27 protein-coding genes are annotated in these 25,833 nt (G+C 67.1%); 7 read left to right on the top strand and 20 right to left on the bottom strand.

Translation table 11 applies throughout. The annotated features are described in order from the left end of the window. Positions 1-105 precede the first annotated feature (105 nt). The gene (locus QQL87_RS06330) at positions 106-1,863 is read left to right on the top strand and encodes a D-alanyl-D-alanine carboxypeptidase (protein WP_284416513.1); all 1,758 of its coding nucleotides are present in this window, start codon (positions 106-108) and stop codon (positions 1,861-1,863) included. Between the two features lie 238 nt (positions 1,864-2,101). On the opposite strand, the gene QQL87_RS06325 is transcribed toward QQL87_RS06330, so the two are convergent. From QQL87_RS06325 to QQL87_RS06315, 3 genes are all read right to left on the bottom strand, one after another. Next, on the bottom strand, positions 2,102-2,818 hold the full coding sequence (locus tag QQL87_RS06325) for a DnaJ domain-containing protein (protein ID WP_284416514.1): 717 nt from the start codon (positions 2,816-2,818) through the stop codon (positions 2,102-2,104). A gap of 144 nt (positions 2,819-2,962) precedes the next feature. Further along, positions 2,963-3,850 carry an alpha/beta fold hydrolase gene (locus QQL87_RS06320; protein ID WP_284416516.1) on the bottom strand — a complete coding sequence of 296 codons (888 nt, stop codon included), beginning with the start codon at positions 3,848-3,850 and terminating at the stop codon, positions 2,963-2,965. 448 nt (positions 3,851-4,298) lie between these two features. Next, a complete protein-coding gene (locus QQL87_RS06315; protein WP_284416518.1) occupies positions 4,299-5,222 on the bottom strand; it encodes a division plane positioning ATPase MipZ in 924 nt (307 codons plus the stop codon). Between the two features lie 261 nt (positions 5,223-5,483). Here QQL87_RS06315 and panC point away from each other — a divergent pair, with 261 nt between their 5' ends. Beyond that, complete coding sequence (gene panC / locus QQL87_RS06310) at positions 5,484-6,335, top strand: pantoate--beta-alanine ligase (protein ID WP_284416520.1); 852 nt, start codon at positions 5,484-5,486, stop codon at positions 6,333-6,335. 322 nt (positions 6,336-6,657) lie between these two features. Here panC and QQL87_RS06305 read toward each other — a convergent pair whose 3' ends face one another. From QQL87_RS06305 to mgtE, 9 genes are all read right to left on the bottom strand, one after another. Further along, positions 6,658-7,098, bottom strand: coding sequence for a DUF1489 family protein (locus QQL87_RS06305; protein ID WP_284416521.1), 441 nt, complete (start codon positions 7,096-7,098; stop codon positions 6,658-6,660). A 23-nt stretch (positions 7,099-7,121) separates the two neighbouring features. Then, positions 7,122-8,114: a hypothetical protein gene (locus tag QQL87_RS06300; protein ID WP_284416522.1), complete on the bottom strand. Its 993-nt coding sequence runs from the start codon at positions 8,112-8,114 to the stop codon at positions 7,122-7,124. Positions 8,115-8,444: 330 nt separating this feature from the next. Then, complete coding sequence (locus QQL87_RS06295; RefSeq protein WP_284416523.1) at positions 8,445-8,636, bottom strand: hypothetical protein; 192 nt, start codon at positions 8,634-8,636, stop codon at positions 8,445-8,447. A 196-nt stretch (positions 8,637-8,832) separates the two neighbouring features. Continuing rightward, complete coding sequence (locus tag QQL87_RS06290) at positions 8,833-9,201, bottom strand: YidB family protein (protein WP_284416524.1); 369 nt, start codon at positions 9,199-9,201, stop codon at positions 8,833-8,835. A gap of 83 nt (positions 9,202-9,284) precedes the next feature. Further along, positions 9,285-9,944 carry a glutathione S-transferase family protein gene (locus QQL87_RS06285; RefSeq protein WP_284416525.1) on the bottom strand — a complete coding sequence of 220 codons (660 nt, stop codon included), beginning with the start codon at positions 9,942-9,944 and terminating at the stop codon, positions 9,285-9,287. A 157-nt stretch (positions 9,945-10,101) separates the two neighbouring features. Then, positions 10,102-10,974: a cell envelope integrity protein TolA gene (gene tolA, locus QQL87_RS06280; protein WP_284416526.1), complete on the bottom strand. Its 873-nt coding sequence runs from the start codon at positions 10,972-10,974 to the stop codon at positions 10,102-10,104. Between the two features lie 126 nt (positions 10,975-11,100). After that, complete coding sequence (locus tag QQL87_RS06275; RefSeq protein ID WP_284416527.1) at positions 11,101-11,919, bottom strand: aldo/keto reductase; 819 nt, start codon at positions 11,917-11,919, stop codon at positions 11,101-11,103. A 74-nt stretch (positions 11,920-11,993) separates the two neighbouring features. Continuing rightward, a complete protein-coding gene (locus QQL87_RS06270; protein ID WP_284416528.1) occupies positions 11,994-12,284 on the bottom strand; it encodes a helix-turn-helix domain-containing protein in 291 nt (96 codons plus the stop codon). An 81-nt stretch (positions 12,285-12,365) separates the two neighbouring features. Continuing rightward, positions 12,366-13,784, bottom strand: a complete 1,419-nt coding sequence (gene mgtE / locus QQL87_RS06265) for a magnesium transporter (protein ID WP_284416529.1) — start codon at positions 13,782-13,784, stop codon at positions 12,366-12,368. A 91-nt stretch (positions 13,785-13,875) separates the two neighbouring features. Between mgtE and QQL87_RS06260 the strand changes: the two genes are divergently transcribed. Both QQL87_RS06260 and QQL87_RS06255 read left to right on the top strand, forming a co-directional pair. After that, positions 13,876-14,733 (top strand): polysaccharide deacetylase family protein, encoded by an 858-nt coding sequence (locus QQL87_RS06260; protein WP_284416857.1) that lies wholly within the window; start codon positions 13,876-13,878, stop codon positions 14,731-14,733. Positions 14,734-15,021: 288 nt separating this feature from the next. Continuing rightward, positions 15,022-16,191 carry a polysaccharide deacetylase family protein gene (locus QQL87_RS06255; RefSeq protein WP_284416531.1) on the top strand — a complete coding sequence of 390 codons (1,170 nt, stop codon included), beginning with the start codon at positions 15,022-15,024 and terminating at the stop codon, positions 16,189-16,191. 88 nt (positions 16,192-16,279) lie between these two features. Here QQL87_RS06255 and QQL87_RS06250 read toward each other — a convergent pair whose 3' ends face one another. The 4 genes from QQL87_RS06250 to QQL87_RS06235 form a co-directional block, all read right to left on the bottom strand. Beyond that, a complete protein-coding gene (locus QQL87_RS06250; RefSeq protein WP_284416533.1) occupies positions 16,280-16,654 on the bottom strand; it encodes a hypothetical protein in 375 nt (124 codons plus the stop codon). Between the two features lie 262 nt (positions 16,655-16,916). After that, positions 16,917-18,155: an NAD(P)/FAD-dependent oxidoreductase gene (locus tag QQL87_RS06245; RefSeq protein ID WP_284416534.1), complete on the bottom strand. Its 1,239-nt coding sequence runs from the start codon at positions 18,153-18,155 to the stop codon at positions 16,917-16,919. Positions 18,156-18,169: 14 nt separating this feature from the next. Next, positions 18,170-18,520 (bottom strand): RidA family protein, encoded by a 351-nt coding sequence (locus QQL87_RS06240; protein WP_284416535.1) that lies wholly within the window; start codon positions 18,518-18,520, stop codon positions 18,170-18,172. Positions 18,521-18,557: 37 nt separating this feature from the next. Then, positions 18,558-20,054, bottom strand: a complete 1,497-nt coding sequence (locus QQL87_RS06235; RefSeq protein WP_284416536.1) for an amidase — start codon at positions 20,052-20,054, stop codon at positions 18,558-18,560. Between the two features lie 208 nt (positions 20,055-20,262). On the opposite strand from QQL87_RS06235, the gene QQL87_RS06230 reads away from it, so the two are divergent. Then, positions 20,263-20,931, top strand: coding sequence for a helix-turn-helix domain-containing protein (locus QQL87_RS06230; protein WP_284416537.1), 669 nt, complete (start codon positions 20,263-20,265; stop codon positions 20,929-20,931). Between the two features lie 85 nt (positions 20,932-21,016). On the opposite strand, the gene QQL87_RS06225 is transcribed toward QQL87_RS06230, so the two are convergent. Together QQL87_RS06225 and QQL87_RS06220 are read right to left on the bottom strand one after the other, a co-directional pair. Continuing rightward, a complete protein-coding gene (locus tag QQL87_RS06225) occupies positions 21,017-21,742 on the bottom strand; it encodes a DUF4386 family protein (protein WP_284416539.1) in 726 nt (241 codons plus the stop codon). A 27-nt stretch (positions 21,743-21,769) separates the two neighbouring features. Beyond that, positions 21,770-22,735 (bottom strand): NAD-dependent epimerase/dehydratase family protein, encoded by a 966-nt coding sequence (locus tag QQL87_RS06220; RefSeq protein WP_284416541.1) that lies wholly within the window; start codon positions 22,733-22,735, stop codon positions 21,770-21,772. An 88-nt stretch (positions 22,736-22,823) separates the two neighbouring features. On the opposite strand from QQL87_RS06220, the gene QQL87_RS06215 reads away from it, so the two are divergent. Continuing rightward, a complete protein-coding gene (locus tag QQL87_RS06215) occupies positions 22,824-23,729 on the top strand; it encodes a LysR family transcriptional regulator (RefSeq protein ID WP_284416543.1) in 906 nt (301 codons plus the stop codon). A 51-nt stretch (positions 23,730-23,780) separates the two neighbouring features. Here QQL87_RS06215 and QQL87_RS06210 read toward each other — a convergent pair whose 3' ends face one another. Both QQL87_RS06210 and QQL87_RS06205 read right to left on the bottom strand, forming a co-directional pair. After that, entirely contained in the window at positions 23,781-24,692 is a 912-nt protein-coding gene (locus tag QQL87_RS06210; RefSeq protein WP_284416545.1) for a LysR family transcriptional regulator, read from the bottom strand. Positions 24,693-24,702: 10 nt separating this feature from the next. Further along, the gene (locus QQL87_RS06205; protein ID WP_284416546.1) at positions 24,703-24,828 is read right to left on the bottom strand and encodes a hypothetical protein; all 126 of its coding nucleotides are present in this window, start codon (positions 24,826-24,828) and stop codon (positions 24,703-24,705) included. Here QQL87_RS06205 and QQL87_RS06200 point away from each other — a divergent pair. Continuing rightward, entirely contained in the window at positions 24,827-25,594 is a 768-nt protein-coding gene (locus tag QQL87_RS06200) for an enoyl-CoA hydratase/isomerase family protein (protein ID WP_284416547.1), read from the top strand. The genes QQL87_RS06205 and QQL87_RS06200 overlap by 2 nt on opposite strands. Positions 25,595-25,833: the final 239 nt, after the last annotated feature.

Here is a 25,833-nt window from a genome sequence, read left to right as displayed (position 1 = left end):
GTCAAGGCGCGAACCGGAGGTCCGACAGGCAAAGATCACGGGGACGTTTTGGCACAATTTCGCCTCAACTCCCGGTGATCACGTCAGAAATTGGACGGGGATTTCATGCTTCGCAAAAACTTGGCTTCCTCGCGCCTGCTGCGGGTTGGCGTCTACGGTCTCCTCACCCTCACGGTGGCGGCAGTGGTCACGGTCGACAGCGCAGAAGCGCGCCGGCGTCATCGGCACCATCATGCGCGCCACTCCCCCCACAATGACGAGGGCAGCTACAGCCCGGCCTTCGCCTCGATCGTCGTCGACGGCAATTCGGGCGCGACGCTGACCGCGACCAATCCGGACGCCCTGCGGCACCCCGCGTCGCTGACCAAGATCATGACGCTCTATCTGCTGTTCGAGCGGCTCGATTCCGGCAAGTTGAAGCTCGACACCGAGATGCCGGTGTCCGAGCACGCCGCCGAGCAGTCGCCGACCAAGCTCGGGCTGCGCCCGGGCCAGACCATCCGCGTCGAGGATGCGATCAAGGGCCTGGTGACCCGCTCGGCCAATGATGCGGCGGTGGTGATCGCCGAGGCGATCGCCGGCGACGAGGACGAGTTCGCCAAGCTGATGACGCGCAAGGCGCGCTCGCTCGGCATGAGCCGCACCACCTACGTCAACGCCTCGGGCCTGCCCGCCGACGAGCAGATCACGACGGCGCGTGACCAGGCCACGCTGGGACGGGCGATCCAGGACCGCTTTCCGCGCCATTATCGCTACTTCTCGACCGTGGTGTTCAATTACCGCGGCCAGTCGATCCGCAACCACAACCACCTGCTCGGCAATGTCGAGGGCGTCGACGGCATCAAGACCGGCTACACCCGCGCCTCCGGCTTCAACCTCGTGACCTCGCTGCGCCGCGGCAGCCGTCATCTTGTCGGTGTCGTGCTCGGCGGCCGCAGCGGCGGCTCGCGCGACGCCATCATGCGCAACCTGCTCGCCGAGAATCTCGAGAAGGGCGCGACCAGGCGCACCGTCGCGGCGATCGGTGAGCGCGGCGGATCCGATGGCGGCGACGGCGGCGACCAGGGCACGGTCCAGCTCGCCTCGGCTGCGCCGGAGACGCCGGCGCCGAGCCGCGCCGCCAAGCTGATGTCGACCCTCTCGGAGGCGACTGCGGCACTGCCGCCGCCGGCACCGAAGGAAGCCAGGGTCGAGCCCGCCCCGATGACCTCCGGGGTGATCCAGAGCCAGCCGATGTCGATCGCTCCCGGCTCGACCGAGCCGATGAAGCCGGTCAAGGTCAGGACGGTCCAGGTCAAGGCCGGCGCCGTCAAGCTCGCCACCGCCGCGCCGCAGCCGGTGGCTCCCGCTCCCGCGCCGTTCGCGCAGCGCGTCGAGGCGATCGAGCCGGCGCCGCCGATCGCCCGCGCCGAGGCCGCCCGCCCCGACATGCCGCCGCAGCCGCCGGGCCATGGCACCGGCAACGGCATTCTCGGCGTGCTGCCGGCCTCCAGCCTCCCGCCCGCCTCGTCGCAGGCGATGGCCTATGCCGCGCCGCCGGCCCAGCCGGCACCGCCGCCGGCCCAGCTGGCGTCCGCCAGCCCCGCTTCCGAGTCCCCGGCCCGCCCGGCCGCGACGCGCAGCGGCTGGATCATCCAGGTCGGCGCGCTCGACAACGAAGCCGAGGCGCAGAAGCGGATCGAGGCCGCGCGCAGCTCGGCGCAGGGCCTGCTGAGCAAGGCGGATCCCTTCACCGAAACGGTCGCGAAGGGCGACAAGACACTCATCCGCGCCCGCTTCGCCGGTCTCGATCGTGATCAGGCGGAAGCGGTGTGCAAGAAGCTCAAGCGCGCCGACATCTCCTGCATGGCCGTGCACAACTAACTCACCGGCATCACCGCCGAAGATGAGGCCCGCGCGACACACGCGCGGGCCTTTTCATTTGGGGCAGCGCGCGCGATGCCGCGGCTGGCCAGTGCAAACCTCTCGTCAAGGATTTGCCGCTAGAACTTCTTCACCATGAAGAACGATCGCGCCGTGTAACGGCGAATGCCGCGGACCTCGATTTAAGGCCGCGGCGGCAGCAGGTTCTGATCTTGTGGCGTTGGTGGCGTTGCCGGAGTTAGCCGTGATGCGTACGAAGCAGAGTATCCTTGGCCTCGTTCACCCGGGCGGCGAGATACGTCGACCCCCCCTGGTCGGGATGCAGTTTCTTCATGAGCGCACGGTGGGCACGCCCGATCTCGTCGCGCCCCGCGCCCGGCTGCAGGCCAAGGATCTGATAGGCCTCCTCCTGCGTCATTTTGGAGCTCGACGCCGCGCGGCGCTCCCCCCCTGCCGCATCGCGCTGCGCGTGCTGACGCCAAGCGGGAAACCGGCGGTCCAGATACGTTTCAAGTAGCGCGCTGCTGTCGGCGTCGAGGCCCGGCAGCATCGCCACGAGCTGCGACGGATCGAACGCGTCGAGAGGCTGGCCGGCATGGACGCCGGCGATGAAGCGGCCCTGAAGCTGGCCGCTGCGGGGATCGAGCGTCAGCTCGATCAGCTGCGAGCTCATCCGCGAGCCCTGACCGGACGCCCGCGGCCCGCGCAGGCCGAACAGGCTGCCGACATGACCGAGGCCGTCCGGCGACCAGCCCAACAGCCCCGCCCCGAACAGCCCGATCGGGATCGCCACCACCAGCTCGCCACGCAGGCCGGTGAAGGCCGCGACCGCGAGGCAGCCGACGCCTCCAGCCATCTTGACGCCACGCGCCAGCGCCGCCGGATTGGCCGCGCGGAACATCTGCAGCAACAGATAGAGGGTGATGACGGCAATGGCGCCAGCGATCAGTGTCATCAGCCGTATATAAGGCGTGTCGGAGCAAAAAGCATGAACTGCGCCACTGCACCGGGCGGCGCATCCGGCCACGACGAATGGCGCAACGGATCTGCGGCCTCGGCATCACTCCCAGCTGACCCGAGAGACCTCCGGCGCGGGCGGTCAGTGGGTCAGCGGCTTCGCCGGCGTCGCCGTCTTGCCGACCGGCGCATAGGGCGCCACCGGGCCCGGATCGAGCAGCGGCGTCTTGGCCTTGACCGGCCCGATGTCGCTCGAGCTGTCGCTGTCGGCGAGGAACTTGTCGAGCATGGCCTGGATCGACGACTTGGCCTCGTCGGGTCCGGTGTCACGCATGTCGTTGTGCTGGAAGTCGGTCTTGACGACCGTGATGCCTTCCTTCTCGCAGATCTCGTTGTCCGGGATGACGCCAGGATCGGTCTTGAACTGCGGGTCGTTGGAGCGGAACGACAGGATCTTGAACTTGCCTTCCGTGACGAACGGAACGCGCAGATTGTCGAGCGTCACGACCTTCTTCACGTCGTCCGGATACTGCTTGGCGAAATACATCGAGATGTCGCCGCCCATCGAATGACCGACCATCGTCAGGTGCTCGTAATCCGCATTCGGCTGGATCTGGCGCATCTGCTCGACCGCAAAGCGGATGTTGGCGACGCCGCGCTGGATCTGCGGCAGCCGGCCGACATAGGGCTCGCCAACCTTGGTCACCATCGGCGGGTCGGTCGGCAGGTCATGCTGGATGCTGACCGCCATGTAGCCACGCGCGGCAAACACGTTGGCCACGAACGAATACTCGGTGAACTTCACGGTGTTGCCGTGATTGAGGATCGCGACCGGCAGCTTGATCATGCCGGCTTCGGCCTGCATCTCCTTGTCGCGGCGGATGGCCACGGAGACCTCGACGAGGCGATTGTCGCGAGAGGCGTCGTAGAACCGGACGGTCTCGTGCCGGATCGCCCACTTGCTCGCGGTGAAGTAGCCGACGGCCGCCAGGATGCTGACGGACAACAGGACGGTTATTCCACGCTTCATGTTCGTCCCTCGGGAGCTACAATCAAAGGTAGTTCGGAACCTGCAAGACTCTCGTGACCCGTTCTGTTTAGTATATGTAACGGCGCTGTGACAGGAAGGCCAAATGTTGTGTATTCATCGCCCGTTCGTTGTGCGGCGCACCTAGTTGCTGTGCAGCATAGGCCCGCGCCGGCCCTTTCCATGTGACTTGAACCCTGAACGTCGGGTTCAAATCAGTCATGAATTTGACGGTAATCTAGCGAAAAATACGGCCTCGGTCTTGACCTGCAACAAATCCGGCCGCCGGCCGGGGCCATTGACGGAGTCGCGGCGATCGCCAGAACCCATTGTCATGGTGTTGGGTCGTATTGTTAACCAACGCGCCGGCACTGGTTCAAGGCGCACGATGTCTCAGGCCGGGCGGACTCGCGGCGGCGGACACTTCCCCGCCCCGGAGCGCAGAGCGGGCTCAGGCGCTGATGATGTCGTGCAGATCGAGCGGCTTGTCGACCTGGGCGAACCATTCGGCGCGGTTGGCGGCGCGGCGGCGGCCGCGCTCGTCGAGCGGCAGCTTGAGCTGGCGCAGCAGGGTCGTGACTTCCTCGCGCGCCGTGACATGGCCGAGATTGGGGCGCGTGCCCAGGGTCGCCTCGTCGATGTCGTCCAGCGCGGTCAGCCCGCGCGGGAAGAACTCGCGATAGACGACGCGCTCGGCGAAGCCGTCGATGGCGCGAAAGCCGAGCCGCAGCGACAGATCCTTCAGCCCTTCGGCGACCAGCTGCTTGTTGCGCGACCCCAGCATCGACAGCCGGTTGCGGACCACGATCCAGTCGGTCATGGCGCCATCGACCTGGCGGCGCTTGCGCCGGACGTCGCGCACCATCTCCGCATAGTGGCTCTCACCGGTCACCGCATAGGTCGCGGCATCGACCGTTCCCAGCACGTCGAAGTCGAGGAAGCTGTCGTTGATCGGGGTCACCAGCGTATCGGCCATCGAATGCGCCAGCCGCATCAGATAGCTGTCGTTGCCGGGCGTATCGATGACGATGAAATCGAACGACCGTTCGACCGCGCTCACCGCCTCCATGAACTGCTGGAACTCGGTGTTCTCGTTCTCGTCGATCTGCATCGTCTGGCCGAGCTGGATGCAGTAGTGAGTCGGCAGCTCGAGGCGCAGGCCGGTGCGGCGCGCCCAGGCGCTGCGGTTGTTGATGTAGTGCGTGAAGCTCTGCTGGCGGCAGTCGAGATCGATGGTGGCGACGCGCTGGCCAGCCTTGAGAAGTGCCACGGCAATGTGCAGGGCGGTGGTCGACTTGCCCGACCCGCCCTTCTCGTTTCCAAGCACAACCACGTGGGCCGAGCCCGATTGTCCTTGGCTAGTCTGCACCAGCATGTTTTCGACCCCTTACGATCATCTTCGAGTCACGGTCGTCTGCGGTCAAGTGAAATGCATCATCATCGTGAATCCACGGGGGACGCTTCCTCCGCTACTACTTGGCGCGTGCGTTTACCAACTCCGCAAGTGATGCGGAGCTGTGCTAACAGGCGTATTCAAGTAGGCTGAGCGGTGTGCCTCGCCCTTGTTAAGGACGGTCGCAGAAGCGTCAAGGCCGAACAGAAGAACCGCGATTTTTCGCTGTGAGATCGAGCAAAAATGTCACGACATCCGCGCATCGCCCGCACCGTTACCGCCCTCCGCCGCGAGCTCGATACCTTGCGCACGCGAAAAGCCAGCATCGCGCTGGTGCCGACCATGGGCGCGCTGCATGAAGGCCACATCTCGCTCGTTCGCCTGGCGAAGCGCCGCGCCGACAAGGTCGTCGTGTCGATCTTCGTCAACCCGACTCAGTTCGCGCCGACGGAGGATTTCGGCTCCTACCCGCGTACCTGGAAGGAGGATGTTGCAAAGCTCAGCGCCGAGCGCGTCGATCTGATCTGGCACCCCGACGCGAAGGCGATGTATCCGGACGGCTTCGCGACTCGGATCGTTCCGGAAGGCGCGGCGCTGGCCGGTCTGGAGGATCGCTTCCGTCCGCACTTCTTCGGCGGCGTTGCCACCGTGGTCGCCAAGCTGTTCACGCAATGCCGGCCCGACGTCGCGATCTTCGGCGAGAAGGACTATCAGCAGCTCCGCGTCGTCGCGCAGATGGCGCGCGACCTCGATCTCGGCGTCCGTGTCGTCGGCTCGCGTACGGTGCGCGAACGTGACGGGCTCGCGATGTCCTCGCGCAATGTCTATCTCGGTGCAGACGAGCGGCAGGCCGCGCCGACGCTGCATCGTGTGCTGAAGCAACTGGCGCAGCGGCTGCGCGCCGGCGACGACATGCAGCGCGCGGTCCGTGACGGCGCAGCTGAGATCACCGACGCGGGCTTCACCCTGGACTATCTCGAGGTCCGCCACGCCGAGACGCTGGCGCCGATCGCCCCGACCGAGTCCGGCCCGAGGCGGATCCTGGTTGCAGCCAGGATCGGAACCACGCGCTTGATCGACAATATCGCGGGGTGAGACTTCCGAGGGAAAGCCTCACGAGCGCCGGAACCAGAACCAGTCGGATGAAACGACTGCGCCTTGCCAGTGACTGCGCCCTCTCCCCTTGCGGGAGAGGGCATGTACGGCCTCTCGGCCCGCTCGGTTGGGTGAGGGGTATCTATCCACGCCTCGCGCTCGTGGAGAGATACCCCTCACCCCAGCGCACGTGTTGCACTGTCCTACATGCCCTCTCCCGCAAGGGGAGAGGGCGCAGCAACTGGCGCCGCGCGGATGATGCATTGGCCCTGCTGTGGAGGCAGAAGTGCCTTTATGGCGCGTTGCTCACGCCAATGAGCCGCTACAACAACCCGAGATCCCGCAGTTCCCGGCGCAGCGGCTCGGGCATCGCTTCGACGCTGGCCGCGCTGGCCTTGCCGAGATCGGCCGGCGCGTCCTCTGCGCTGAGATAGCGCCAGCCCTGGAACGGGCGCATCGGCCGCGGCGACACCGCGATCACCTTAGGCTGCATGATGATGCGGCAGCGGCCGATGCCGTCGCCGTCGCGGAACGGCTCGAGGCCTGTGATCTTCTCGCGCGCGGCGACCTCGCCGCGAATCACCCAGTACAGCGAGCCGCCGGCGAGGATGTCCTCCACCCGCTTCGGCATCATGCGCGTGACATGGACGTGCTGCTGCGGCAGCCCCTTCTTCTTGGCCGCGAGCATACGCTCGGCGATCCACTCTTTCAGCTCTTTGACCGACTCACAGCCGACGGCCAGCTTGATCAGATTCAGGGGCATGATGGCGGTTCGATCAACGCATTCTACTCGTTGTTGGCCGGCTCAGCGGCGTCAGGCGCGGCCTGCGGCGCGGCCGCCGCGGGCTTCGTCCTCGGCGCGGCCGCCTTCTTGGCTGCGGCGGCCGGCGGAGCCTGGGCATGGCTGGCCGTGACACTTGGCGGCGCTGCAGCGGCCGGCGCGAGCTGGGTCGGCGGCTTCGGCGCCGCGGGCGCAACCGAACGCGTCGAAGCCGTCGGCTCGGGGTTCATGATGCTGACCGGCGGGGTGTTGGCCGAGCTGGGGAACTCCGCATTGGTCGGCTTGCCGGGCGGCGCCGACGGCGCAAGGCCGGCAAAGGTGCCGGCCGCCGGCTGGGCTTGCACGGCCGACGGCGGCGCATTCCACTGCGAGGCGTAGCGCGTCACCAGCCCCTCATAGGTCCGCCCCTCCATGTTGTTGACCAGCTGCTGGCGGTCGGCCACCGCGCGGAACATCACGCAATCATTGGGCGTGCAGCGGTCGCGCGTCAGCAGCACATAGGCCATCAGCCCGTAGCGATCGCGCTCGACGGCCCGGCGCAGCGCCAGCAGCTCCGCTGTCATCACCTTGTTGGCGTTGGCGAGGTCGCCGGCCTGGGACAGCCGGGTCAGTATCCCCGCCGCATAGCTCACGGCGGCCGCCGTCATCTCGGCCGATCCGAACAGGCCCCTCTCGCAATTCGACAGCACGAGGTCGCCGGCGAGGTCATCGATGCAGGCCAGAGCCGGCGGTGAGAGGCCGATCGAGGCGGTCGTCGCGGGATCGCCATTGCCGCCCCGCTGCAAGGCGTCCTGGCTGCGCATCATCGAGGCGACCGCGATTCCGACCGCAAGCAGCGTGATCACGGTCAGCGCGCCGTTGGCAACGGACTTCTCGGCCCGGAGCAGCGTGATCAGGACGATCAAGGCAAAGAAGCCGGCCGCGGCCACGGTGAGCCACATCGGAAACGACGGCGAGTTCAGGAGCTGGTCGAATGACGAGGGCAAAGTGGAATTCATGCGCGCTGATTCCTGACGCGGGCCCACGACAACGGCCCCGATGGCGTCCCGGCAAGGGCCGCCCGTGAAACGATCACCAAATTCAAATGACCACCCAAATCTCTGACCGCCCCACCCCACGACAATACGACGATTCCATGTGCCTTGCGGGCACAGGATGGTGTGAAGCTACCCGCTATCCCCAAAGGGATCGCGCAACACTTCCAAGACCCTCGCCCCAGAGGCTGTCAGCCCCGTGGCGATTGCGGCTTCTCCTTCCTCGATCCAAACCAGCAGAATCAGCCGGCGCACCATCGCTTCGGGCGACCGGCATGCGCGCAGCCGGCCCGCTCAAGACAAGGCCAATTGGCTCTCTCTGGCAACCCGCTCAAAGGCTTCCGTCGAGCTTTTGATCCGGTACTGGCAGTCGTCGCCTTCCGTCGGCAGCTGACGGATGATCTCGTAGGTGCCACTGGCCGCCGGGCGAGACACGTTGCTCGCGGTAAAATAGACTGTCGTTCCAATGGGAAACTTATGTTTCAACGCCCTCTCCTGCTCGCATGCCGGCAGGAGCCCCTGGTCCCGCTGCCCGGGCCGGCGTAACTGAAAACATGGCGTCTTATAGCATGAAGCCGCCGGCGCTGGCCAGCGGCCTCAGATAGGAAATTCGCAATTCGGCTGCTCTATCAGCGGGATACCATAGTCGAACCGGTTCCGGCGGGGGCCGGCAGGTTTCCGCTCAGGCCGAATGCGGCAGCTTGCCGTCGGGGCTTGCGTGGTCGATCGCCAGCGGCAGCTGTTCAGCCAGGATTTTCGACAGCTGGTCCACCGGCACGTTGAAGCGCGCGGCCAGCTGCCTGACGACATCGCTGCCCAGCACCGCCTGCAACTGCTCGGCGGAGATCGGGAGGTTCTGGCCGTTGCCGAGCCAGGACTTGACCTCGGCACCCAACCCGGCCTGCTCGAGCTTGGCCACGATGGCATTCAGGCCGCCCTGCCCGTCCTGGCCGAGCACCTCCTTGAGCACCACCGGCAGCACGGCCGCTTCCAGCTGTCCCAGGGCGCCCTGGAGCGCCCCGGAGTTGCGCAGCGTATCGAACAGTCCCATCGAAGGCTCCCGTGACTGAGATCTCAGCGCTCAGAGGACCGCGCCGGGGCGGCCGCGTCAAGGTTGCGCGGGATCTTCCGCGGTCAGACCTTCTCGACCCGGTCGATGATCCACGTCTCGGCCAGGCCGTCCCTCACCCAGGCCGCGAAGGCGGGCATCGCCATCATCGTGTCCATATAGGCTCGGGTCTCGGCTGACACCGGGACCGCGAAGCTGTGGAAGCGCGTCACGACCGGCGCGAACATCGCGTCCGCCCCGCTGAAGCGGCCGAACAGGAACGGGCCGCCGGCCCCAAAGCTGGCCCGGCAGTCGCGCCAGATGTCCTCGACCCGGGCGATGTTGGCCTTGGCGTCGGCGGACAGCTCCACCGGCCTGATCTCGCGGTGCAGGTTCATCGGACACTCGTTGCGCAGCGCCTGGAAGCCCGAATGCATCTCGGCCGAGACCGATCGCGCCTGCGCACGCGCCGCCGCGTCGGCCGGCCACAGCGCGGCCTCGGGAAAACGCTCGGCGAGATATTCGATGATGGCGAGCGAATCCCACACCGTCACCGCGCCATCGATCAGGATCGGCACCTTGCCGGCGGGAGAATGCTTGAGGATCCGCGCCTTGTCGGCGGGATCGCTGGTGTAGAGAGGAATCACGATCTCCTCGAAGGCGATGTCGCAGCCGCGCAGCGCCAGCCACGGCCGCATCGACCATGAGGAATAGTTCTTGTTGCCGATCACCAGCTTCAGCGTCATGTCGAACCGTCTCCGAGCTCAAGGCGTGTGTGGGCCGCTCATCGTCATCCGCGGCCTTGCTGTCGCGGACGCATACAGGATCAGCGGCCGCTGCGTCGACAGCGACATTGTCCCGGTGTGCCGCTGAGCTGGCGGCGCGCGCGCATGCACCGCCGGGTCAGCGGCTGAAATCCTGCGGCGTGAACGACATTTCGATGACTTTCCACTCGTTGTATCGATCCGGCGGCAGCATCGAATAAGGCTGGCAGGCGTTCAAGGCCTGCACCGCGCTCTCTTTCAGCTGGGCAGCCTTCGACGCCGAGACGACCTCGATCACCTCCGGCTCCGTCGCCAGCCTGCCATCGGGGCTCATCGCGAATCGCAGCCTGACCAGAACGCGATCGTTGGGGGACATCGACGCCGACGGGCGCGCGCAGCTCCGGACCCGCTGCCGCAGGACCGACTCGAGATTGGCCGCGAGGTTCGTGGTCGCGATCGCCCCGGTGTCCTTGCCGTCGTCCGGGCCGCTCGCCAGCGGCAGCGGCGCCGGCAGACCGAGCATGACGCCATATTTCACCGTGAGGTCCGGCTCGGGCGGCACGTAGCTCGGCGCGGGAGCCGGCAGCGGCGACGGCGCGGGCCTGGCAGCAAGCTTGGCCTCGGCCTTCGCCTCCGACTTCTTCGCGGCCCTGGGCGATTGAGTTGGGGTTGGCTGGGGCTGCTCGGGTGAAGGCGAGGTCTGCGGCTGCTTGGCCTCGCGCAGGGGCGTCTGCGAGGGCTGTGGCGCCGCAGGCGGCGCGGCGGCCGCCGGTGAGGCGCTCGGGAACGGCTGCGGCAGGGTCAGCTCGGAGGACGGCGATGGCGACGGCGTGGCGACGGGCTCGGGCGTCTTCTTCGGCTCGTCAGCGTCGACGATGCTGACCTCGATCTCGTCACTCTTGGGCAGCTCAAAGGGACGCACCGAGGTCGAGACCACGGCCCCGCCGACGATGAGAAAATGCGCGAGAACGGACGCAGCGATGCCCCAACGTATGACCTGCCAACGTTCCATGCCGCTTCATTTGCGCCCGCTTGCGACCCGGCGCATGCGCACGCGCCGTCGCGGCGATCATCGCCAGGATTGGGAGCGGACAAGCCGCCCGCCGCACGCACTCTAGCATGCCAGCGCGGGCGCCGCTCAATCCCATTTCGGTGCGAAGGCGAAGTTGGTCATCCGTCCCTCGGGGCTGCCCATGGCGAAGATGTCGGCCATGTCCTGCTCGGACAGCGCGAAGTCGAAGACGTCGAGATTCTCGGACAGCCGTTCGATCTTCGAGGTGCGCGGGATCGCCACCACGTTCTGCTGCACCAGCCAGCGCAGGCAGATCTGCGCCGTGCTCTTGCCGTGGGCGCGGCCGATCCGCGTCAGCGTCGGATCGTTCTTGATCCTGCCCTTGGCGATCGGGCTGTAGGCCACGACCGCCAGGCCATGCCGGGCACAGGCTTCACGCACCTTGGTCTGGTCGAGATAGGGATGATACTCGACCTGATTGCAGACCAGGGGTTCCGGCGAGATCGCCACGGCTTCGTCGAGCATGGCCACGGTGAAATTGGAGACGCCGATGTGCCGCGCCAGCCCAAGCGTCTTGGCATGCGCCAGCGCGCCCAGCGTCTCGGCCAGCGGCACGTGCGAATTCGGCCAATGCAGCAGCAGCAGATCGACCTCGGAGACGCGCAGGCGGACCAGGCTGTCCTTGGTCGAGCGCTCGAGATCATGAGGAGCAAAATGCGTGGTCCACACCTTGGTGGTCAGGAACAGCTCGCTGCGCCTAACGCGCGACGCGCGCAGGCCCTCGCCGACCTCCTGCTCGTTCTCATAGACCTGCGCGGTGTCGATGTGCCGGTAGCCGAGCGTCAGCGCCTGCTCGACGATGCGGGCGCAGGTGCGTCCACGCAATTCCCAGGTTCCGAGACCCAGAGCGGGAACCCTGGCACCATTGGCCTCGATCATCAGCATGGAAGTGCACTCCAAGCGCGTGCATGATTATGCACACCACACGCCTGCCGTGCCACGCGGGACCGGTTTTTAGCTTAAGTCTTAGCTAAGGCCGCGAACACGGTATCGGGCGCATGCGCGATGACCGTCAGTAGCGCGCGCGCCGGGCCTCGCGGCATGCGCTTGCCCTGCTCCCAGTTGCGAATGGTCTCGACGGGAACGCCGAGCTTGGCGGCGAACTCCTGCTGCGTCAGCTGCACCCGCCGCCGGAGATCGCGCACCTCGAGCGGCGCCGCCGGCGCAGCCGTCGACGGCACCAGCGGAAATTCGCCGCCATCGCGCAATTCCACGATTCGTCCGTCTGCCTTCAGCCGCAAGCGTTGCATGGTCCGACTCCGTCTCGCCACACAGTGTCGCCGAGCCGCGTTAAGGCCGGATTAACGATATAAGTCGTTCAGCGGCCGCGCTTATTTCAAGCCGAACCAGAGCGTGGCGATGCCCAGAAACGAGAAGAAACCGACCACGTCGGTCACCGTGGTAACGAAGGTTCCGGAAGCAACGGCGGGATCGGCGCGGACGCGTTCCAGCACCATCGGGATCAGGATGCCGCCGAGCGCGCCGGCCACGAGGTTGGAGATGATGGCGAGCCCGATCACGATGCCGAGCCCCGGCATCTTGAACCAGGCCACCGCGGCGATGCCGGTGATCAGCGCGAAGGCGAGACCGTTGACCAGCCCCACCAGGGCCTCGCGCATCACGACACGCATCGCGTTGTTGGGCCCGAGCTCGCGGGTGGCCAGCGCGCGCACCGCTACCGTCATGGTCTGGGTCGCGGCATTGCCGCCCTGGCTCGCCACGATCGGCGCGAGCACGGCGAGCGCCACCATCTGCTGCAGCTGGCCTTCGAACAGGCCGAGCACCGAGGAGGCCAGGAAGGCGGTGGCGAGATTGATCAAGAGCCAGTTGAAGCGGCCCTTGGCGATGGTCCAGACGCTGTCGGAAAGCTCCTCGTCGCCAGACACGCCGCCGAGCGCCTTGAAGTCCTCGTCGGCCTCCTCCTCGATCACGTCGACGACGTCGTCGATGGTGATGACGCCGGCCAGCCGGTTCTCGGCATCGACCACGGGCGCGGCGACCAGATTGTACTTGCCGAACAGCCGCGCGACCTCGGCGAGATCGTCCGTCACGGTGACGCGGCGGCGGTCCTCGTCGATCAGTTCGGCGAGCGGCACCGGGCGGCGGGCGCGCAGCAGCGCATCGAGCGCCACCGCACCCTGCCAGCGCCGCGCATCGTCCACCGCGTAGATCTCGTAGAAGCGCTCGGGCAGATCCGGCGTCTCGCGCATGTAGTCGATCGCCTCGCCGGCCGTCCAGGCCAGGGGAACCGCGATGAACTCGCTCTGCATGCGCCGGCCGGCCGAGCCCTCGGGATAATCGAGGCTGCGCGCCAGCACGTCGCGCTCCGACGGCGGCAGGCGCTCGAGGATCTCGTCCTTGTCCTCGTCGTCGAGGCTCTCGAGCAGCTCGACGGCGTCGTCGGATTCGAGCTCGCGAACGCCCTCGGCGACGGTGGCCGGCTCGAGCTCTTCGAGGATCTCCTCGCGGACGGCGTCGTCGACCTCGTTCAGCGCCGAGAAGTCGAAATCGGTGCCGGTCAGCTCGACCAGCCGCACGCGGTCGTCGGGCGCGAGCGCCGCGATCAGGTCGCCGAGGTCCGCCTCGTGCAGCTCGGCGACTTCGGCGCGCAGGAACGCCTCGTCCTCGGCCGCGATCGCAGCGCTCATGGCTGCGATGAATTCGGCGCGAATTTCGCCGGACTCCGTGCGCATCGCCGCGCGATCGGCTAGGGTTGCGTCGGCGGGGGCAACGTCCAGGGTGTCGTTCATGACGTGCCTCACGAGCCATCGTTCAGACCATTGGTCTGATGTGTGCTTTCACGCATTACATAATGCGCAACAGCGAGCGCAACGGGAAAAGATGTCTCAGGCACGACGGATAGCGCGATGGGTAAACGCAGCAGCCGCGGTCGCCGCGCTGCTCGTGATGCACGGTGCCGCCGCTCAGCCAGCCGACTGCCCGCGCGAGGGCACGCTGGGGACCTCGCGCGTGCTGAGCGTGAACCCGAAGAACTATCCGCGCGTCGGCCTGAAGAGCTTTCCCGATACCCTGCCGCTGCAGGACGGCGAGGTCGTACTCACCTTCGACGACGGCCCGTCGCCGCCAATGACCAACAAGGTCCTGGCGGCGCTCGCCAGGGAATGCGTGCGCGCGACGTTCTTCCTGGTCGGCCAGCCCGCGTCAGGCCGCGCCGAATTGGTACGGAAGATCGCAGCCGAAGGCCACACGGTCGGCCATCACACCTACACGCACGCGCATCTGGCGCACATCTCGCCCGATCAGGCGATCGAGGAGATCGATCGCGGCATCGCCGCGGACGAGAAGGCGCTCAACGGCGTCGAGACGACGACGCCGTCCACGCCGTTCTTCCGGTTCCCCTACTTCGAATCGACGCCGGCGACGCTCGACCTGCTGCAATCGCGCGGCATCGCCGTGTTCGGCGCCGATCTATGGGCCAGCGATTGGAGGGCGATGTCTCCGCAAGGAACGCTGAAGCTCTTGATTCGCAGGCTGACCCAGGCGCGCAAGGGAATCATCCTGCTGCACGACCCACAGCCACGCACCGTCGCGATGCTGCCGGCGTTCCTGCGATACTTGAAGGATCATGGTTACAGCGTGGTCCATGTGGTGCCGGCCAACCGCGAACAATCGCCGGAACTGCCCCATGAACAACATAGCGAGCGTCCCGCGCCGACGACGCCGCATGAAGGTGGTTAATCCGCCGTTCAGAGCGTCTGTTTACACTTGACTGCTGCGCCAACGGCAAATCCTGCCTCTTGCAACCATGCAACAGCCATGGGGCAAACCGGAACCAGGTACGATGTGATGTCGCGACCGCCGAACATCCCTGCTATGTCTTGGCGGTCGTATGCCCCCTTGGCGCGGCATGCGACATGATCGACCGTCGAACAGCTTCGGCCGAAGGAACTCGGCCGGTCAGGGGAATGTGACAGCGTGATGCGTGATCGTCGAAGGGCCTGCATCGGACGTCCAACATGGCTCGCAATGCTGCTTGGCACCGCCGCCTGCTTTGCCTCGGGTCTCGGATCGTCGGACGCATCGGCGGCGGATTGTCCCGGCCATCCCAACGCGCTCGGCACGTCGCGCATCCTGGTCGTCGACCCGCGCGAGCATCCGCGGCTCGGCGCCATGCAGTACAAGGAGACGCTGCCGCTCAAGGACCACGAGGTGGTCATCACCTTCGACGACGGTCCGCTGCGCAAGTACAGCAATCAGGTGCTGCAGATTCTCGCCGACGAATGCGTCAAGGCGACATTCTTCACGATCGGGCGCCAGGCCAAGGATGATCCCGAAGGCGTTCGCAAGCTCGCGGCCGCCGGCCACACCATCGGCACCCACAGCCAGAACCATCCGCTGAGCATGAACAGGATGACCTTGGACAAGGTCAAGCCGGAGGTCGATCAGGGCATCGCCTGGACCACGGCGGCGCTGACCGATCCGTCGGCGCTGTCGCCGTTCTTCCGCGTGCCCGGCCTGCTCCGCGGCGACGCCGTGGAGAGCTACGCGGCCTCGCTCGGCCTGCAGGTGTGGAGCGCCGATTTCCTCGCCGATGACTGGCGCAGCATTTCCGGCGCCAAGGTCCACGATCTCGCGATCAAGCGGCTGGAAGCGCGCGGCAAGGGCATCCTGCTGCTGCACGACATCCAGGCGCGCACCGTCGCGGCGCTGCCGAAGATCCTCGCCGATCTGAAGGCCAAGCACTACCGCATCGTGCACGTGGTGGCTGCAACGGCCGACCGGCCGGCGACGCCGACCGAGCCCGAGGACTGGCTGGTGCACCGGCCGTCGGACGAGATCCCGGTCGCGCAATGGCCGGCGATCAAGCCCGCTGATCTCGCCGGCGCCGAGACGGATGCGCGCGCGGCACTTGACGATTTCGGTCATCTCGATGTGCCGGCGGCCGCGCGCACGCTGCCCAAGCCCGCCTGGCCGCGTCCCGCGGTGACGGCGCGGATCGCGACGGCGCCGGCGCTGCCCGCCCCGTCGGCCGAGCTGTTCACCTGGCCGCCGGCTGCGCCGTTGCAGGCGCGTCGGCATCAGGTCGTCCGCGTCGAGGGCCAAGCCGCCGGCAGGCCGCAAGCCGCCGGCAAGGCGCAGGCCGCCGCCAAGCCGCCTGCCCGCCCGGTGCGCCTCGCCAGCCTGCGCAAGCGCTGAGGCTCGGGCCACCCAAACGAAAAAAGGGGCGCCAATGCGCCCCTGTTTCGATGCGTCCCCCGGTGCTGTGACGCAGGTCGTCGGCCGGTCAGTTGGTGATCAGCTTGCTGACGCAGAGAATGACGACGGCGGCCAGGAAGAACAGGTCCATGTAGGACTTCTGCTCGCCGTCCTTGCGCAGCGAACCGACGTCGGACACCACCTGCTTGTTGATGACCTGGCCGACCGGCCCTTCGCCGAGCATGCCGGCGAGCCGGCGAACGTCGGACTCCAGCTTCTCGATCCGTCCGAAGAAGTGGAAGGTGCGCACCACCGTCACGGCGCGCATGCCGGCATAGATCAGCACCACGAGCGCGAGCACGGCGCGGTTCTGGTACTTCTCGATGTAGTTCAGGCTGAGAAAGACGGCCGCCAGAAATGTGAAATTCGAGAAGAAGCGATAGGCGAGGCCCGTGAAGTTCATCTGTTCCCCCACACGATGTCAGGATCGCTGGCCGACAGACATCACGAATCGTGCTTCGCCCCGCGTCCTGGCCCAACCCACGCAAACCTAGTCGAGCCGGCTTGCAAATTCGTGAAGCCACCGGCCGCGTGCGGCCATCGCTTACCGATCGCGCGGCACGACGGCTCCTGTGGTAAACAATCAGCTGCAGGGAATGCCGGTTTGCAGCCTGTAATTGCAGCGGCCCCGGCATTCACACGTCCAGCGGCGTGGCCTGGCGAACCTACGCGCCGAATCGCGCCGGCGCACAGGCCGTGGCGTCGACGCTCGGCGCCTCGCCGCTCATCAGCTCGGCGAGGATGCGGCCCGTCGCCGGCCCCAGCGTGAAGCCCTGGTGGCCGTGGCCGAAATGCAGCCACAGGCCCTTGTGCCGCGCCGCCTGTCCGACGACGGGAAGCATGTCCGGCATGCAGGGCCGCGTGCCGAGCCACGGCTCGGGCTCGACCGGCTTGCCGAGATCGATCAGCTGGCGTGCCGCGGCTTCTGCCTTGCCGAGCTGCACCGGCGTCGGCTTGGCGTCCGGCGCTGACAGCTCGGCGCCGGTGGTGATGCGCACGCCCTTGGCCATCGGGTTCATCAGATAGCCGAACGCGGCGTCGCGCAGCGGCAAATCGAGCGGCGCGCCGCCTGAGTAGTGGCGGTGATAGCCGCGCTTGCGCACCATCGGAATGTCGTAGCCGAAGCGCTTCAGGAATTCCGGCGACCACGGCCCGAGCGCAACCACGACCGCCTCGGCCTCGATGCGGCCTTCGGACGTCGTCACGGCCCACCCGCTGCCCTGTGGCGCCAGCGTGGTGGCGTCGCCCTGCAGCAGCTTGCCGCCGCGCTTGACGAACAGGTCCGCATAGGAGGTCACGAGGCTGCCGGGATCCGACACCGTCCACGGCTCCTGCCAGTGCAGGCCGCCGAGGCCGCTCTCGTTCAGGCCGGGCTCGGCCTTGGCGAGATCGCTCGCGCTCAGCAGCTTGAACTTGACGCCGAACGCCTTGCCGATCGCCTCGGCCTCCCCGGCCTCCTTGTCGAACTGCTGTTGATTCCGGTGCAGCACGCGAAAGCCGTCGCGGCGCACGAGATTGCCGGCGCCGGCGGCTTCGATCAGCGGCTCGTGCTCGGGCGCGGCGCGCGAAATCAGCTGCGCATAGGTGCGGGTCAGCACCTCGTGGCGCGCGGGAAACGAATTCCACCAATATTGCAGCAGCGGCCGGACGTGATGCGGCAAGCCGGCGAGCGTGTAGTGCACGTCGTTGGTGTGCGCCAGCGCGATGTCGAGCACGCCGGCGATGTCATGGGGCATCGCGTAGGGCCGGACGGCCTCGCTCTGGATGATGCCGGCATTGCCGTAGCTGGTCTCGCGGCCCGGCTCGCGGCGATCGACCAGCGCCACCGACCAGCCCCTGCTCTGCAGATGCAGCGCTGTGCCGACACCGACCATGCCGCCGCCGAGAACGATTGCGCTTCGCATCGTCATGCCTCCTGTCAGGTCCGCGCCGCCGCGACGACGGTGACCTCTAGTCGAACGTCCGCGATCATCTGGGCCTGCACCGTGGTGCGCACCGGCAGCGGAGCCTTGAAATGCTTGCGATAGGCCGCGTTGTATTCGGCGAAGTCCGCCTTGTCGGCGAGATGCACCATGCAGGACACGACGTCGTCGAGCGTCAGCCCCTCGCCCGCAAGCGTCTCAGAGATGTGCTTGAAGACGAGGTCGGTCTGCGCCGTGATGCCCACCGGAATCGTGCCGTCATCGGCGACCGGGACCTCGCCCGACAGGAATACGAGGCCGCCGGCGCGGCGCACCAGCGAGAACGGCCAGGAAGATGAATCGGACATCGTTAGCTCCAGAACATGTTGATCATGACGGCGCGCCTCAATCCCACGCCATGAAGCCGGGCGCCTGCGCCAGCGGCGGCAGCGCGGCGAGCTTGTCGAGATCAGGCAACGGACGGCGCAGCTCGGCATCATCAGCAAAGGCCTGCTCCAGCGCCGCGGCGACACCGAGCACCAGCGCATCGCCGCCGCGGGGACCGACGATCTGCAGCCCGAACGGCAGGCCGTTCTCATCGACGCCGAGCGGCAGGCTGAGCGCCGGGTGCCCGGCAAGCGTCACCGCATAGGCCAGCGCCAGCCAATGGAAGTAGGACTTCGTCGCCACGCCGTCGATCTCGGCCGGATACAGCTCCGACCACCGCCGCGGACTGAGCGTGATGGTCGGGCTGATCAGCACGTCATGCGCGGCGAAGAAGCTCTGATAGGCGCGGTAGATGCGGGTCTGGTTGGCGGCCGCGCGCGAAAAATCCTCGAGGCTGTAGGACAGCCCCTCCTCGACATTGGCGCGCACGTTCGGCCCCAGCATCTCAGGCCGTTCGCGATAATTCTTGCCATGCTGGGTGAGGAACAGCGAGGCGCGCAGCACCGCGAAGGTCTCGTCGGCGCCGCTGCAATCCGGCGTCGCCTCGCTTGCGCCCGCAAACAGCGGCGCGATGCGTGCCACGCGGGCGCGGAAGGCGCGCCGGATCAGCGCCTCCGTCGGGGCAAAGCCAAAATCCTCGGTGAAAGCGAGCCTGAGCTTGCGCAAGTCGACCGTAGGCGGCACGGCCCAGCGCGCGGGCGTGCCGCGCACCGCCTCGCCCGGCAGCGTGTAGGCGAGCGGATCGCGCGGATCGTCGCTCGCCATCACCGACAGCATCAGCGCCGTATCGGCGACGTTGCGCGCCATCGGCCCGTCGGTCGACAGGCACGACCAGCCATGGGCGCGCTTGTCGCTGGCGACGAGCCCATAGGACGGCCTGATCCCGACGATGCCGGAGAAGCCGGCCGGGTTGCGCAAGCTTCCACCCGTGTCCGAGCCCGAGGCGAGCGGCGCCATGCCGCAGGCCAGCGCCACCGCCGAGCCGCCGGACGAGCCGGCCGCCGAGCGCTGGGGATCGAACGGATTGCCGGTCGCGCCGAACACGGGATTGCGGGTGTTGCCGCCCGCCGCCCATTCCGGCGTGTTGGTCTTGCCGAAGATAACAGCGCCGGCCGCCCGTAGCCGTGCCACCGAGGCCTGGTCTGCCGTCGGCACATTGTCGGCCAGGATCGGGCTGCCATAGGTGGAGCGCATCCCCGCGGTATCCTGGGTGTCCTTGATCAGCACCGGCAGGCCGTGCAGCGGACCCTTGTCCTCGCCCCTGACGAGCTCGGCCTCGGCCACCTTGGCCGCGGCGCGGGCGCCGGCCTCGTCCAGGGTCACGACCGCATTGACCGCCGGATTCACCGCCGCGATCCGCGACAGGCACGAATCGAGCAGGCCGACCGGTGAGATCGCCTTTGTTTTCAGGAGCTTGACCAGCTCGACGGCAGTCTTGTCGGAAATCGATTCCACGGCCACTTCTCTTTTCCAATTCGGAAAACTATTTAGCACATAAGAAATCGAATGCACGATCTGAAAACGCATTGTTCCACGGCAGCTCATGCATGCCGCTCAGGCTGACTCGCAAATGATTGAGTTTCCTGATCTTCTGCGCTGATCTTGCCGAGCCTGCCCCCCAGCCGATAATCTGATCCGCTAAACGGATTTTCCGGAGACCCCCGTGACCGACACAGCCGTCAGCGAGCACGCCTCCGAAGGTCCCCATTCCCAGCTCGGCCAGTGCCTGAAGGCGGCCCGGCAGGCGCGCGGGCTGACCCTGAAGCAGGTGGCGGAGAAAACGGGGATGGCGCTGTCGACGCTGTCCAAGGTCGAGAACGGCCTGATGTCGCTGACCTACGACAAGCTGCTGCAGCTGACCTCAGGCCTGCAGATGGACATCGCCGAGCTGTTCAGCCCGGCCGCGCCGCGCCCCGAGCCGGGCCGGCCGGTGACCGCCCGCCGCAGCATCAGCCGCGCCGGCCAGGGCCAGGTGGTGAACACGAGGTTCTACACCTACGTCTATCAATGCACCGACCTGATCGGCAAACGCATGGTGCCGATGATCGCCGAGGTCCGCGCCCGCACCCTCGACGAGTTCGGCCCCCTGCTCCGCCACAGCGGCGAGGAATACTTCCTGGTCACGAGCGGCACCATCGCCGTCCACACCGAGTTCTACGCCCCCGAGATCCTTCACGAAGGCGACGGCATCTACCTCGACAGCACCATGGGCCACGCCTACCTCAACGCCGGCGAAGCGGACTCGGCGCAGGGCGTGTGCCTGTGCACGAGTGAGCAGGCGGATCTGTTCGAGCAGTTGCATCGGATTGCGAAGAAGGATGCGGTGGAGTGAGATCCGCCCGCCTGGGCCTTGCAGGCAGGCTGCTGGACGCAACGTCAGACATGCGAGCTTCTTGTCACGGGGCGAACGTGATACATCACGCCTTCGAGGCTCGAGCGGTCAGCCGCGCCAGAGTCACAGCGAGCACCGCGAACCATCCCAGCGCCAGCGGCGGCACGATGGTGCTGAGGATCTCGAATGCCGGCACGAGTGAGCGCAGCGCGGTCGTTGCAAAGGCGGCACCGATCACCAGACCGGCGATACCGTTGATGCCAAGATTCGTACGCAGCAGCATGATCCCGACCAGCATCAGCCAGAGGCCGGAGAACAGCTGGACGCCCAGCAATTCGCCGACGCTGCCGGCATAGCTATTGAGCGCGACATAGCTGACCTCGGCCGCGACACGGATGATCGGATCGGTCGTGGCGGCATGGAGCCCGGCGAGGTTCGGCATCGCGCTCAGCCAGCGCACGATGCCGAGCGTCTTCAGGACGGCTGCCGCAACGCCCATGGCCGCCATCGTGTCGGACAAGCCGCCATGCAGGCCTTGCGCCTGTGCAAAGCGGCGCAAGGCGAGCGCGAGCGGCACCATCGCGGTCGCGGTCAGGAGATAGCCCCAATAGCCGATCTGCACGGCCATCGCGTGGCCTGCAATCAGCGGCAGCGCCTCGCTGGCAGGCAGACGCAGGCTGGCTGGCCAGCTGATCGCCCGGCCGAGCACGATCAGCGGGACGAGGAACAGGACGACCTGCGCGGCGACGAGCAGGACGAGCGTGAGCAATTCGGCGCGCGTCATCGGCGCCGCAGGCGATGCGGTGGTCATGGCTTCGATCCTCTTGGAGTTGTGAGTTCAGCTGACAGGTTGGAGCGCCGCCTTGACGGCGTCGTCGAGCGGCGTATGCGGCTCGGCGCCGAGCAGGCCGACGAGCCTGCGGTTGTCGAGCGCGAGGCTCTGCGTCCACAGCCATCTCATTTCCAGCACCTCGCGCATGAAGCGCACGAACGGCGCGCCGATCCAGAGCATGATCCACGGCAACGCCTTCACCGGCAGGTCGCTCCGGCCGAGAACGCGGCGCACCGCATCGGTCATGTCCTGGCCGGTCGCATCGTAATGACCGGCGAAGTTCAGCATCGTGTAGGCGGGCAGATCGGCCCTGATGTCGACGAGGCGCGCGAAGGTCTCGGCGAGATCGGGCACGTAGGCCCAGGCATGGCCGATGCCCGGCTGTGTCAAGCGCTGCACGGATGTGGCGGCCATACCGCCCTTCGCCAGCGCCTGCGCGAACCAGGAATTGCCGACACCGGGGCCGAAGAAGTCCCCGGCCCTGATCGCGATGACGCGGATGCCGTGCTCGTGCGCGGCCTGCTCCAGCATCTGTTCCATCTCCAGCCGCACCTGGCCCTTCCGCGTCACAGGCTGGCGCGGCGTGGTCTCGCTGACGATGGCTGGCGATGCCGACGAATAGACATAGACGTTGCCCGGAAACAGGATCGTCGCGCCGACCGCCTTCGCGGCGGCGATGGTGTGGGCGAGCATCGGCAGCGCGTCCTCGCGCCAGCGGGCATAACCCGGCGGATTGACGCCGTGGACGATCAGGCTGGCGCCTTCCGCCGCGGCGCGGACCGACGCCGCATCCAGGGCATCGCCGTCGCGCCAGTCGACCGCAAAGCCGAGCGCGGGCCGGTCTGCCGCCGGACGGCGCGTCAGGGTACGGATGGCAAAGCCGCGCCGCGCCAGGGCTGCGGCGACGGCGCCGCCAATGGCCCCGGTCAAGCCGAGCACCAGGGCGACGGGGGTTTGGGAGTGATGGGACATGGCTGATCTCCTTGCTGTCCCAGCAATCTGGAGCGGCCGCCGCAAAACGAAAATTGTCAAACAATCTTTAGTCGCTATACTTTTTTGTATGATCGAACTGTCCGACTGGAGCCTGCTGCGCTCCTTCCTCGCCGTCGTCCGGCGCGGAAGCCTGTCCGCCGCGGCGCGCGCCACCGGGCTGACCCAGCCGACGGTCGGCCGCCATATCGCCGAGCTCGAGGCTGGCCTTGGCGTCGCCCTGTTCACCCGCTCCCAGGCCGGCCTGCTGCCAACCGAGGCCGCGACCGCGCTGGTGCCGCATGCGGAGGCGATGGAATCAGCGTTCGCGGCGCTGGTGCGGACCGCCAAGACCGGCGGCGATGCGCTGCAGCCGCGCGGCGTCGTCAGGATCTCGGCGAGCGAGATCGTCGGCACCTTCGTGCTGCCGCCGATCCTCGCCGGCATCCGCCACCGGTTTCCGGACATCGTGATCGAGCTGGTGCTCAACAACCGCACCGACGACCTGCTGCGGCGCGACGCCGACATCGCGGTGCGGATGATCCGGCCGAAGCAGGACGGCCTCGTCGCGCGCCGGCTCGGCAGCATTCCGCTCGGGCTGTTTGCGCATCGCGACTACGTCGATCGGTTCGGCCTGCCGGATACGATCGAGGCACTTGCCACGCATCACGTCATCGGCTTCGACCGCGACGATCATTCGGCGCGCTCGGTCGCCAGCACGCAGCTGCCGATCTCCCGCGAGATCTTCTCCTACCGGGTCGACTCCGATGTCGCCCAGGTCACGGCCATCGAGGCCGGGCTCGGCATCGGCGGCATGCAGAAGGCGATGGCCAGACGCAATCCGGCGCTGGTGCCAGTACTCGCCGACAAGGTCGCCTTCACGCTCGACTGCTGGCTCGCGGTGCACGAGGACCAGAAGGACTCAGCCCCGATCCGTGCGATGTTCGATGGACTTGCGGAAGGGCTGGCGCGGTGGGTCAGCGAAGGAGCGCGGTGAGCAGCGCGCGGACCCGTCCCAAGTGGCGCTCGCGTCTGCCGCGCCGCGGCGTCATGCCGTGTACGACGACAGCCGCGCATCGAGCGAAAACTCGTGCGCGAGATGATTGATGATGGCGCGCACCTTGAGCGGAACGAAGCGGCGTGAGGCATAGACCGCGTGCATCGGCAGCGGCCGCGGCGCGTATTCCTTGAGCAGCACTTGGACTGCGCCGGTCTCGATCTCGCGCGAGAAGGCAAAGGTCGGGATCACGGCGATGCCGAGCCCACCGAGCACGCCATCGCGCACGGCTTCCGAATTGTCGGCGCGAAAGCGGCCACCGACCTCGACGGTGACCGGACCGTCGGGTCCCTCGAACATCCAGCGGTTGCCCGTGGCGAGCCGGGTATAGACGATGCATTGATGCGCGCTCAGATCGGCCGGCACCTTCGGCGCGCGATGCGCCTTGAGATAGGCCGGCGCGGCCACCGTCACGCGCTGCACCGTGCCGATGCGCCGGGCGATCAATCCGGGATCGGTGATGTCGCCGACGCGGATCGCGACGTCGATGCCCTGCTCGACCAGATCGGCAAAGCCGTCGCTCATGATGAGATCGATCGCCACGTCCGGATAGCGTTTCAGGAACGCCAGCAGCCGCGGCACCACATGCAGCCGGCCAAACACGACGGGAGCGGCGAGCCGCAACAGGCCGGACGGCTTCTGCCGCCGCCGCCCGACCGCGCCTTCCGCCTCGGACACGGCCTCCAGCGCGCGCAACGCGTGCTCGTAGAACACCCGGCCGTCATCGGTCAGCGTCAGTGCCCGCGTCGTGCGTGTGAACAGCCGCGTCCGCAGATGCTCCTCGAGCGCGCCGACCTGCCGGCTGATGGTCGGCTGCGTGGTGTTGAGCTCGGCGGCGACCGCGGTGAAGCTGCCGGTCTCCACCACCCGCACGAAGGTCCGCATCGGTCCCAGGAGATCCATCTCGGCCGCCTCATACGGAAAACGTATGAATGATATCAAACCGGCGCCAATTATCCAAGCCTGCCGAATGAGCGATGGTCTTTCCCGTCAGCCACAGCCGGCGCATCGCCGGCGCCACCGTCAGGGAGAGAGCCATGACCCCGTCCTACTTCACCCGCTTCGCCCATCTGCGATTGAGCCGCGATGCGCAGGGCGTCCTGCTGGTCGAGATGCACAGCGACGGCGGCCCGACCCGCTTCGACGCCCGCGACCATACCGAGTTCACCGATGCGTTCTATGAAATCGGCCGCGACCGCGACAACAAGATCGTCATCCTCACCGGCGTCGGCGACTACATGGCCGAGATCGACTTCGCCAGCTTCGGAAATGTCGGCGATGCCAATGCCTGGTCGCGCGTGCACGACGAGGGCACACAGATCCTGGAGAACATCGCCAACATCCGCGTGCCGCTGATCGCCGCGATCGAGGGCCGCGCCCACATCCACACCGAATATGCGCTGTTCGCCGACGTCATCATTGCCGGCCGCAGCGCGACCTTCCACGATCTGCCGCACTTCGCCGGCGGCATCGTTCCGGGCGACGGCATCTTCACCACCTGGTCCTACCGCGCCGGCGCCGGCCGCGCGCAGGCGTTCCTGCTGAACCCGCAGCCGCTGTCGGCGCAGGAGGCCGCAGGCTGGGGCGTGGTCAACCACGTCACCGACGACGGCAAGACGGTCGCCTTCGCGCGCGAGCTCGCGGCGCTCTATCTGCGCCAGCCCGAGGTCACCCGCCGCAACAGCCGCATCCATTTCATCCAGCCGCTGAAGGAGCGGATCGTCCGCGAGGTCGGCTATGGCCTCGCGCTGGAAGGCGCCAGCGCCAACGCGCTGGTGCAGCAGATGATGGCAGGTCAGCGCTGAGCTGCATCGAACATCCTCCCTGCACCACGCGCCCCCGCGCACTGATTGCATCTGGCGATGCCATCCGACCTCTCCGCGCAAGCGGCAGGCGATCGCATACGGCGCTCTATGTGTTGCGCCTGTCTGTTTCTACGTCGTCATGGCCGGGCTTGTCCCGGCCATCCACGTCGGTTTGACGTGGAAAGAACGGCGTGGATGCCCGGGTCAAGCCCGGGCATGACGGAGTAACTCATTGGCAG

This window comes from Bradyrhizobium sp. SSBR45G (genome assembly GCF_030159255.1).
Lineage (GTDB): Bacteria > Pseudomonadota > Alphaproteobacteria > Rhizobiales > Xanthobacteraceae > Bradyrhizobium.
This window is presented reverse-complemented; position numbering and strand designations above follow the sequence as displayed.